This window comes from Agarivorans sp. Toyoura001 (assembly GCF_005405585.1).
Lineage (GTDB): Bacteria > Pseudomonadota > Gammaproteobacteria > Enterobacterales > Celerinatantimonadaceae > Agarivorans.
In genome coordinates, this window is the sequence record NZ_BJEQ01000016.1 from 96,724 (window position 1) to 107,309 (window position 10,586).

General features: G+C 41.8%; 7 protein-coding genes and 1 tRNA gene. 6 read left to right on the forward strand and 2 right to left on the reverse strand.

The annotated features are described in order from the left end of the window. The first annotated feature begins 191 nt into the window (after nucleotides 1-191). From FFR00_RS16835 to FFR00_RS16855, 5 genes are all read left to right on the forward strand, one after another. Nucleotides 192-3,242, forward strand: a complete 3,051-nt coding sequence (locus tag FFR00_RS16835; RefSeq protein WP_137674584.1) for an FAD-binding and (Fe-S)-binding domain-containing protein — start codon at nucleotides 192-194, stop codon at nucleotides 3,240-3,242. A 17-nt stretch (nucleotides 3,243-3,259) separates the two neighbouring features. Continuing rightward, entirely contained in the window at nucleotides 3,260-3,661 is a 402-nt protein-coding gene (locus tag FFR00_RS16840; protein ID WP_137674585.1) for a hotdog fold thioesterase, read from the forward strand. Nucleotides 3,662-3,832: 171 nt separating this feature from the next. Next, complete coding sequence (locus FFR00_RS16845) at nucleotides 3,833-4,900, forward strand: efflux RND transporter periplasmic adaptor subunit (RefSeq protein WP_137674586.1); 1,068 nt, start codon at nucleotides 3,833-3,835, stop codon at nucleotides 4,898-4,900. A 1-nt stretch (nucleotide 4,901) separates the two neighbouring features. Beyond that, nucleotides 4,902-5,981 carry an efflux RND transporter periplasmic adaptor subunit gene (locus FFR00_RS16850; RefSeq protein ID WP_137674587.1) on the forward strand — a complete coding sequence of 360 codons (1,080 nt, stop codon included), beginning with the start codon at nucleotides 4,902-4,904 and terminating at the stop codon, nucleotides 5,979-5,981. Then, on the forward strand, nucleotides 5,978-9,049 hold the full coding sequence (locus tag FFR00_RS16855; RefSeq protein WP_137674588.1) for an efflux RND transporter permease subunit: 3,072 nt from the start codon (nucleotides 5,978-5,980) through the stop codon (nucleotides 9,047-9,049). Before FFR00_RS16850 ends, FFR00_RS16855 begins: the two co-directional genes overlap by 4 nt. Nucleotides 9,050-9,095: 46 nt before the next feature. Here the strand turns inward: FFR00_RS16855 and FFR00_RS16860 are convergent, their stop codons facing one another. Beyond that, nucleotides 9,096-9,515, reverse strand: a complete 420-nt coding sequence (locus FFR00_RS16860; RefSeq protein WP_174235969.1) for a helix-turn-helix transcriptional regulator — start codon at nucleotides 9,513-9,515, stop codon at nucleotides 9,096-9,098. Nucleotides 9,516-9,635: 120 nt separating this feature from the next. Here FFR00_RS16860 and FFR00_RS16865 point away from each other — a divergent pair, with 120 nt between their 5' ends. After that, a complete protein-coding gene (locus tag FFR00_RS16865; RefSeq protein WP_137674589.1) occupies nucleotides 9,636-10,340 on the forward strand; it encodes an SDR family oxidoreductase in 705 nt (234 codons plus the stop codon). A gap of 77 nt (nucleotides 10,341-10,417) precedes the next feature. On the opposite strand, the gene FFR00_RS16870 is transcribed toward FFR00_RS16865, so the two are convergent. Then, nucleotides 10,418-10,494: transfer RNA gene (locus FFR00_RS16870), tRNA-Met, on the reverse strand. Nucleotides 10,495-10,586: the final 92 nt, after the last annotated feature.

The following is a 10,586-nucleotide window of genomic DNA, read 5'->3' on the forward strand; positions in this document are numbered from 1 at the left end:
CTGGTTTGTACTCTTTTTATAAGGCCAGCTAGTAATTAATACTAATAAGCCAAGAAAATACTTTAGTGATTCGCTGTAACCAAGGTGATTTAAAGAACAACCCTTTGTTAGTAGCAAAGTCTTACAGAAGCGAGAAATCACGTGATATAATCTCTCCAATTTTTAATACCTTAGAGTGGGACAACGGATTTATGATCCCTAAGTTAAGCCCTCAGCATTCTCTTGAGGCTCTGTATTTAGATTATCTAACCAAGCTTGAAGTTTCTGCATTTTCCGGCGAAATTCAAACTTCTTATGCTAGCCGTTTGGCGGTAGCGACAGATAATTCAGTGTATCAATATTTGCCACAAGCCGTGGTATTCCCGAAAAGCACAGCAGACATTAAACAGCTTTGTAGATTAGCCTCGGCCTCGGCGTTTGAATCAATAAAGCTAACTCCAAGGGGAGGCGGTACGGGTACCAATGGCCAGTCGTTAACCCAAGGTATTGTTGTAGACTTGTCTAAGTTTATGAACAAGGTTATTGAACTTAATGTTGAAGAGCGTTGGGTTAGAGTTGAAACGGGTATTGTTAAAGATAAGCTTAACAGCGTGTTAAAAGAACATGGCTTGTTTTTCTCTCCAGAGCTTTCAACCAGTAACCGCGCGACACTTGGAGGGATGATCAATACTGATGCTTCAGGCCAGGGATCGATGGTTTACGGCAAAACCAGTGATCATGTTTTGTCCGTTAAAGCAGTATTGGCCAGTGGGGAGGAACTCGATAGCGAAACGGTGAGTGTAGATCACATAGATCAGCAACGCGAGTCGCTTATTGATATCTACTCGGCGGTTAAACACGCTTGTGTAGATAAGCGCTCGTTAGTAGAAGAAAAATTCCCTAAACTTAATCGCTTTCTAACAGGCTATGATTTAAAAAACGCTTACAGTCCAGAGGATGACAGTCTCGATTTAACCCGCATTTTATGTGGCTCTGAAGGTTCATTAGCCTTTATTTCCGAAGCTAAGTTAGATCTCACCGCTATTCCAAAATTCAGAACTTTAGTCACAGTTAAATATGACTCGTTCAATTCGGCACTTCGTCATGCACCAAGTTTAGTTGCAGCCCAAGCATTGTCGGTAGAAACTATCGACTCTAAGGTGCTTAACCTAGCTCAGCAAGATGTTGTTTGGGATAGCGTAAGAGAATTAATTAGCGATGTAGAAGATGCTGATATGCAGGGCATTAACATTGTTGAATTTGCAGAAAATGACGAATTATTGCAGCAGCAAAAAGTATCTGAGCTGCTAAGCACTTTATCTCAGGAAAATGTTGCTGATTTAGGGGTTATTGGCTATCAAAGTTGCGATGACCTCACTAGTATCAACGCTATTTACAATATGCGGAAAAAAGCCGTTGGTTTATTAGGCAATACAGCCGGCGCCGCTAAACCTGTCGCCTTTGCTGAAGATACTTGTGTACCTCCCGAAAATTTAGCTGACTACATTGTTGAGTTTAGAAAACTGCTGGATGATAAAGGCTTGCAGTACGGCATGTTTGGTCATGTTGACTCAGGCGTATTGCATGTAAGACCAGCCTTAGACTTGTGCGACCCAGAGCAAGAGCTTTTGATGCGTGAAGTATCAGACCAAGTGGTCTCTTTAACAGCTAAGTATAAGGGCTTAATGTGGGGCGAGCACGGTAAAGGCTTCCGTTCAGAATACAGTCCAGCATTTTTTGGTGATGAGTTGTTTGCCGAATTAAGAAAAATTAAAGCAGCGTTTGATCCGCATAATCAAATCAATCCCGGCAAAATTTGTACGCCGCTGCATAGCGATGAAAAACTAGTATCGGTAGACGGGACTAAACGTGGCAAATACGACAGAGAAATAGCTGTAGAAGTGCGAGACAGCTATAAGAACGCCATGGAATGTAATGGCAACGGTTTGTGTTTTAACTATGACACTGCTAGCCCTATGTGTCCCTCGTTTAAAGCCACTGGTGATAGACGTTATTCACCAAAAGGTCGAGCGGGTTTAATGCGCGAATGGTTACGCCAACTTGCTGCGCTAAAAGTTGACCCTTTGGCCCAAGAGCAAAAGTTAACGTCTAGTTTTATTTCACCCGATAGTATTTTGCTTAAAATACGTAATAGCATTGCAAAATCTAAAGGTGAGTACGATTACAGCCACGAAGTTTATGATGCCATGCAAACCTGTTTAGCATGTAAAGCGTGTACAACAGGGTGCCCAATTAAAGTAGACGTACCTACATTTCGTTCACGCTTTCTAAATATTTATCATGGAAGGTATCTGCGACCGATAAAAGACTATTTTGTCGCTTATGTAGAAACCTATGCGCCGTTAATGGCGAAAGCACCCCGTTTGTTTAACGCAGCTATGGCACCGAGGTGGACCAATAGTTTAGTGACAAAAACTATTGGTATGGTTGATATCCCTACGCTTAGTTTCCCTACGCTGGCACAGCGAGTTCCAGAAAGCCTAACCAGCAAGTACGACTTTAAAGCGTTGCAGGCGTTAAGTGATGAGCAAAAACAACGCACGGTGTTAATTGTGCAGGATCCGTTTACCACTTTTTATGAAGCAGAGTTAGTTGAAGATTTTATTCACTTAGCTAAAAAGTTGGGCATTAATCCTGTTCTTCTGCCTTTTAAACCCAATGGTAAGCCGCAGCATATTAAAGGCTTTTTAAGCAAGTTTAATAAGTCAGCTCAAACAAGCGCTGCCTTTTTAAATCAAGTGAGTGAGCTTGGCATTAAAATGGTAGGGGTAGAGCCCGCGCTAGTGCTTTGTTATCGTGATGAGTATAAACATGCGCTTGGCGAAAAGCGGGGAAATTTTGAAGTAGAGGTGGTTCAAGAATGGCTAAACGGATTAGCACCTGAATCATTCGAATCGCATCAAGTGAGCGATACCAATACGTGGTACTTGTTTGGCCACTGTACAGAAAAAGCCTTAAAGGCCGACGCTTTCAAGCAATGGCAGCAAGTGTTCATGCGATTTGGCGCAAGTTTAGAAGACGTAGCAGTGGGATGTTGTGGTATGGCGGGTACTTATGGCCATGATGCAAAGCAATTAGCTACTTCTAAAGCTATTTATGAGTTGAGCTGGAAACAAAAAATGGCAAGCTTGCCGCGCGAACGTTGCATGGTTACTGGGTACTCATGTCGTAGCCAAGTCAAACGATTGGAAGGGGACAAACCAAAACACCCTCTCCAAATATTGTTGAGCTTGCTGCCTTGAGCATTTGGAATTTGCCAATGAACCTCGATAGCTTAAACCAAATGGGCGAGGGCAACATGCTCGCTTTTTTGGATATTAAGTTTACCGAGGTGGGCGACGATTACCTAGTCGCTACCATGCCTGTTGTTGCAAAGGTAAAACAGCCTATGGGCTTGTTGCATGGAGGGGCTAACGTCGTATTGGCAGAAAGCCTTGCTAGTTGCGCTGCTTATTGTGTTGCTGGTAAGGGCTCTATGGTGGTGGGCGTAGAAATAAACGCAAACCATCTTAAAGCGGTACGTAATGGGGAGGTTACCGCTATAGCCAAGCCTATAAAACTAGGTTCAACCCTGCAAGTTTGGCAAATAGAGATCCGTCAACACAAAGAGCTAGTTTGTAGCTCAAGATTAACGGCTATGGTACGAGCAGCTAAATCATAATTTCTTAATCTACATCAAATCCAGCTTCTGTTTTTCTTATCTTTTGTAACACGTTTCCTAACAAACTGAACTTAATACAGTTTTACTGTCTAATTTAGCTTAAATATTTTGAAGATTAGTCGCCTAGCGACTAACTTTTATATGTGTTGATAAATTAACTTAGGGATCCCTATGACGCGCAAAGCACACCGAGGTCTTATCGTATTCGCCTGCAGTAGTTTGTTACTGCTTGGCTGTAATAAAGACCCTGTCGAGTCAGTAGAAAGCTATCCACGACCAGTAAAAGTACAACAAATAGAAATAGGAGATGGTAAGCGGATAAGAACTTTGCCGGGAGAAACCTTTGCTTCTGATACAGCGCTTTTATCATTTCAAGTCTCAGGGCGATTAGATGAAATCCTCGTTAGACCGGGCGAAATGGTTAAAGCGGGTCAGCCATTGGCGAATATTGATCCGGCAATGTATAACCAAGAGCTAGAAGTAGCCAAAGCAAACTATGAATTAGCTAAAGTGTTGTTTGATCGAGCAAACCAATTGGTAGAACGAGGGGTGATTTCTCGAAGTGATTTTGATAAATCCAAAAGCCAATATGCCATTAGCAAAGCCGCTTTAGACAAAGCAAAAGTGAATCTTAGTTATACCAAGCTTGTTGCACCTTATGACGGAGTAATCGCTCGTAAGTATGCAGAGCAATTTGAGTATGTTTATGAGAAACAACAAGTATTAAGCCTGCAAACGGAATCGACTATAGATGTTAACTTTCAGTTACCTGAGCGACTGATTGGTATTTTCCAAGAAGCCCGTCGCAACGGACTGATTGCACCGGAGCTCGCAGTACAGTTTCAAGGCCGACAAGAGTGGTACGTTGCATCATTAAAAGAGTTAAGCACGGTGGCGGATCCTTCCACTGGTAGTTACACCATCGTTTTAACCTTACCTATACCTAATGAACTCAATATTTTCCCTGGTATGGCAACACTAGTGCAGATTGAATCAAGTACTCAGTTAATTGGAAGTAATTGGGTCGCTCCTGCAGGAAGCTTGGTTGAAGACGCGGGTCAAAGTTTTGTTTTTACCTGGAATCCAAAGACTAAAATAGTGACTAAAAAGCAAGTAACAATTGATAACGGTAATATATCAAGTGGGCTCGATGATGGTGATTGGTTAGTGGTAGCAGGTGCTCAAGAGCTAGTTGATGGTCAAGCTGCGATTCAATGGGTAAAAGAGAGAGGGCTCTAGTATGTTCATTAAAACAATTACCACTAGTTTAATCACCCTTATATTAGCCGGGTGTAGTGTTGAAGAATCTATTGAGATGCCTGAACAGATCGTCGAAATTTATAACTTACCTACGGAAGTTAATCCTGTAGAGAGAGATTTTAATGGTATTGCTCGTGCACATGATCTCGTGGATTTGGCTTTCAGGGTAGATGGTGAAATAAAATCAATTAATATCAATAAGGGCCAGAAAGTTAACAAAGGAGATGTGCTAGCAGTATTAGACAAACGCGATTATCAAATCGTAGTCGATGACAGAAAGGCTCGTCTAGTCTTGACTGAACAGCAGTTTGAGCGCGCTAAAGCATTGTTAGACAAAAAGCTTTTATCGCAAAGCGAATATGACAAAATGCGAGCTGAATATTTGGTGGCGCTAGCTGATTTTAGAAAAGCATCACTAATGTTTGAATACACAGAATTAAAAGCCCCTTTCGACGGGATTATTGGTGACGTGTTTTCTGACCCATTTGTGAATGTACAACCTGGGTCTGCAGTATTAAGCCTTCATAAAGTAGATTTTGTAGAAGTTGATGTGCAATTGCCAGATATGATTTTGGCAGTGGCTAAGTTAGGCGAAAACAGAATTAGAAACTTGGATGTCAAAGTTGCCTATGAGGCGTTTCCAGATAAGATTTTTACTGCTACGCCCTATGAGCTAAACCTTGAAAAAGATCCAAGCACACGTAGTTATATAGCTACCTTTTTAGTGCCTTTTGATAACCAGTTTGGTGTATTAGAAGGTATGCCAGCCAAGGTATCAATAGACTTATCAGACTTGACCTACACCTACTCAAGAGATTTCTTGGTGCCTGTGGCTGCGGTAGTAATGCCAGATGGTTCCCGAATAGGCCAGCAGAGACCCGTGGTGTGGCGTTACAAAGATGACCAAACTGTTGAGTCACAAGAGGTAGAACTAGGGACTCTGTCCGGCGATATGATTGAGATTAATCAAGGCCTGAACGACGGTGATGTGATTGTCTCAGTAGGTGCCAACAAATTGGTAGATGGTCAAAAGGTTGTTTTAAAGAAGGGTAAACGATGAACATTGCAGGTTATTTCGTAAAAAACTCCATTATAAGCTGGATGTTCACCCTGATATTACTTATCGGTGGAATACTTTCGTTTACTGGCTTAGGTCAATTAGAGGATCCTCCGTTTACTATTAAAGATGCGGTGGTTGTCACAATGTATCCAGGCGCTACTTCAACCGAAGTAGAAGAAGAAGTGACCTATCCCGTAGAAAAAGCGATTCAAGCCTTACCTTATGTAGACGAAATTGTATCGTTAAGTACACCGGGCCTATCGCAAATTACCGTTTCTATGAAGAAAACTTACGGCCCAGAAGAACTACCACAAATTTGGGATGAACTGCGCCGAAAAGTGGGGGACATGCAATCGCAGTTACCTCCAGGAGTCGCGGCTCCTCTAGTTAATGACGATTTCGGTGATGTGTACGGCATTATGTATATGGTGTCTGGAGAAAACTACGATTACAAAGACCTACAAGACTATGTTGATTACATTAAACGTGAAATCGAGTTAGTACCAGGTGTGGGTAAGGTAACTTTAGCAGGTGAACAGACTGAACAAGTTTTTATAGAAATTTCGATTCAAAAGCTCGCCACTTTTAATCTTGACCCTGGTTTGATCACCAGCTTACTCAATTCACAGAACATGGTAACTTCCGCGGGTAACATCAAAATTGCTGGTGACCAACTTACCATTCGTCCCACTGGCGCATTCAAGTCAGTGAATGAGTTAGGCGATTTAATTATTCCTGGAACCACTGGTGACAAGCTCATTTACTTAAAAGACGTAGCTACCATTAGCCGTGGTTACCAAGAAATACCCACTAACTTAGTCAGCTATAACCAACATCAAGCCATTAATATAGGGGTGGCGTTTACCAGCGGTGTGAATGTGGTGGAAGTAGGTAAGGCAATTGAAATTAGGTTAAATGAAATTGATTATGCTCGACCTGCGGGAATGATCGTTGAATCTATGTACAACCAACCTCAAGAGGTTGATAAATCGGTAAGCTCTTTTGTCTGGAACTTAATTCTCGCGGTTGTCATTGTGATCGTGGTATTGCTGTTATTTATGGGCCTAAAGAGTGGTATTTTAATTGGTCTAATTTTGTTCCTCACATGTTTAGGAACATTTATTTTAATGAAGCAAGCTGAGATAGAATTACAGCGTATTTCATTAGGTGCTTTAATCATCGCACTAGGCATGCTAGTAGACAACGCAATCGTGGTGGTTGAAGGTATCTTGATGGGCCGTAAGAAAGGCTTAAGTACCTTAGAGTCTGCTCAGCAAATTGTTGGTCAAACCATGTGGCCATTATTGGCGGCTACAGTTATTGCGATAACTGCATTTGCTCCGATTGGTTTATCACCTGATGCGACTGGCGAGTTTGCGGGATCACTATTTTGGGTATTGCTGTTCTCATTATTTTTGTCGTGGGTTACGGCTATTACTATTACCCCATTTTTTGCCCAGCTATTTTTTGGCAAAGAAGGTGAGGCGCAAGTAGACGGCGAGAACAATGATCCATATAAAGGTGCATTTTTTAATGCTTACAAGGTTCTGTTAGATTTTTGTTTACGTTTTAAATGGCCAACGTTAATAGTTGTTATCTCTTTATTCATTGTCTCGGTATTAGGTTTTGGTTACGTAAAACAAATGTTCTTTCCTCCCTCGTCTACACCGATATTTTTGGTAGATGTATGGATGCCTGAAGGGACTGACATTCGAGAGACAAGTGAATCGGTGGGGGTAATGGAGCAATTAGCTTTAGATACCAATGCTGTAGAGTTTGTGTCGTCGTCGGTAGGTAAGGGCTTTCAACGTTTTATGTTGACTTATTCGCCAGAAAAAAACTACGGGGCTTATGCGCAAATAGCAGTGCGAACAACAGATCCTCAAACTGCAGCTGCAGCGATGTCTTCTCTTCGTAAAGAGTTTGAGCAACAGTTTCCACAAGCTCAATTCAAGTTTAAAAATCTTGAAATTGGCCCGTCTACCGACGCAAAAATCGAGGCTAGAGTATTAGGTGCTGACCCAGATGTACTTCGCTCAATTGCGTCTGAGATAAAGCAAATCTTTAACGATACCCCGGGCACCGTAAACGTTCGTCACGACTGGCGCGATAGGGTTAAGTACATTGAACCAAACTTCAATGAGACACAGGCCAGGCGCTTAGGCATCAATAAATCAGATATCGACCAAACTTTAGAATTCGCTTTTGCTGGTTTAAGTTTTGGTTTGTATCGTGAAGGTACAACTTTACTGCCGATAGTTGGGCGTTTACCTAATGATGAACGAATTGATATTGATTCGTTAGAAAGCTTACGAATTTGGAGCCCAAGCTTAAAAACCTATATACCTATTCAGCAAGTAGTAAATGGTTTTGACGTTAAATTTGAAGATCCAATTGTACAACGTCGCGACAAAAAACGGACATTAACCATTTTTGCTGATGCTGATTTCGAATACGACATATTACCAGCTGAATTATTTGCTAAGGTTCGGCCGCAAGTTGAAGCCTTGAAATTACCGCCTGGTTATGAGCTGCAATGGGGTGGGGAATATGAGTCTTCTGGGGATGCTCAAGAAGCCTTGTTTGCTTCGTTGCCGATGGGTTATTTGATCATGTTCATGATTACGGTGTTCCTGTTTAACTCTGTCAAAAAGCCCTTGGTTATATGGTGTTGCGTGCCGCTAGCACTTATAGGAATTACAGCAGGGTTATTGTTTTTAGGCAAGCCGTTTGGCTTTATGGCCTTATTGGGAATGCTGAGTTTATCAGGGATGTTACTCAAAAATGGTATTGTTTTACTCGATCAAATCAACGCAGATATAAATGCGGGTAAAGAAGCATACCAAGCGGTATTTGAATCTACCGTCAGCCGGGTTAGGCCCGTTTGTATGGCTGCGGTCACTACCATACTAGGTGTCGCCCCGCTGATCTCCGATGTATTCTTTGAATCAATGGCAGCCGTAGTGATGTTTGGTTTGGGTGTCGCAACCATACTTACATTATTGATCGTGCCGGTCTTGTATGTGATTTTCTTTAAAGTTAGTTATCGAGATTACAAACAGTTCTAACGAGCGTTATATATATGTAAAGGCCGAGAGTTATCTCGGCCTTTTACTATCCACACAAACCCATCACATAACGTACAAACGGCTTAGCTTCTTGTAGATCAAAATAACCATCCTTCTTGCGAGTTGTGCGCAAATACTGATAAGTCGCTACAATGACCTTCATTACTTTCTCATTTTCTACACTTAAATCATTTTGCTCGGCAGCAGATAAAGTGAGTTCAACGGCTTTCTCTAACGCTTCCATATCAACCACTTCAGCTTTACGGTATTGGTAACCTTCGCCAGTGGCTAGCCATTCCAATGAACAGTTAGCTTTTTGTGCTATTTGGTTAGCTTTAGAAAGGCTTGGCTCTGAACCTTTTAAATATTTGCGTATTAAGCTTTCATTTAACTCTACTTTTCGTGCAAAGCCGCTAACACTCTGTTCACCCATTAGCTCTTTCAAACGCTCAGAAAACTGTGCCATTAATTCTTCCCATATATTTAGTCGCCTCACTATAGTACGAGTTATTTAGCACTATAGTATTGATTCTAGGATTATAAGCAGCAAAATACTAGCGACTTTTAAGGTATAAGGAACTCTACTATGGAAAATCTAACAGGTAAGTGCGCAATTGTAACCGGTGGCGGAAGTGGGATTGGTTTGGCGATAGCAACAGCTTTGGCAGAGCAAGGCGTAAACGTTGTTATTAGCTCTAGGGATCTGACTAAACTGGAACAATCTGCCAGGCAGATAAGTGATCAGATAGGCGCTAAAGTATTAGCTTACGCCGCGGATATAAGAGTTAAACAACAAGTACAAAGCCTCAAAAATTTTGCTCTAGAAGCCTTTGGAAAAATTGATATCCTAATAAACAACAGTGGCTTAGGTGTTGGCGATTCGATTGAAACCTGTAGCGAAGAAGATTGGGATTTAGTTGTTGATACTTGTACCAAAGGCACGTTTCTTACTAGTCAAGCGGTGCTACCAAGCATGCGAGAACAACAAAGCGGTCATATTCTAAATATTGCTTCGCAAGCAGCCAAAAATGGTTACGCGAATGCTGGTCCATATTGCGCGGCCAAATTTGCGGTGTTAGGTTTAGCTGCAGCTCTACAAGAAGAAGTAAGAGAATACGGTATTAAGGTTCATAGTTTGTGTCCTGGCTTGGTTCAAGTACCAGCGCCGACGTGCGAAAGTGAAATAAAACCAGGTTGGTTGCAAGTAGAAGATCTTGCTGAATCAGCGTTGTTTGTACTTAGACAGCCTAAACGTGTGCAGCTAGAAAATATCGGTTTGTATGGATTTTAGAGATTCACAATTAAAAGCAGCTGCGAAAGGTGGCTGTTCTGAGAGTGCGCTGAAAGAAGATATAGAGAATAAAGAATTGGTTGCGGGAGCTGGATTTGAACCAACGACCTTCGGGTTATGAGCCCGACGAGCTACCAGACTGCTCCATCCCGCGTCCGGTCTTAACTAATACAGTTAAGTGATTTGAATAATTGTTTGGCCTAGCTATTCGAACTAGGCAATTCTTAGTACACCAAGAATTGGTTG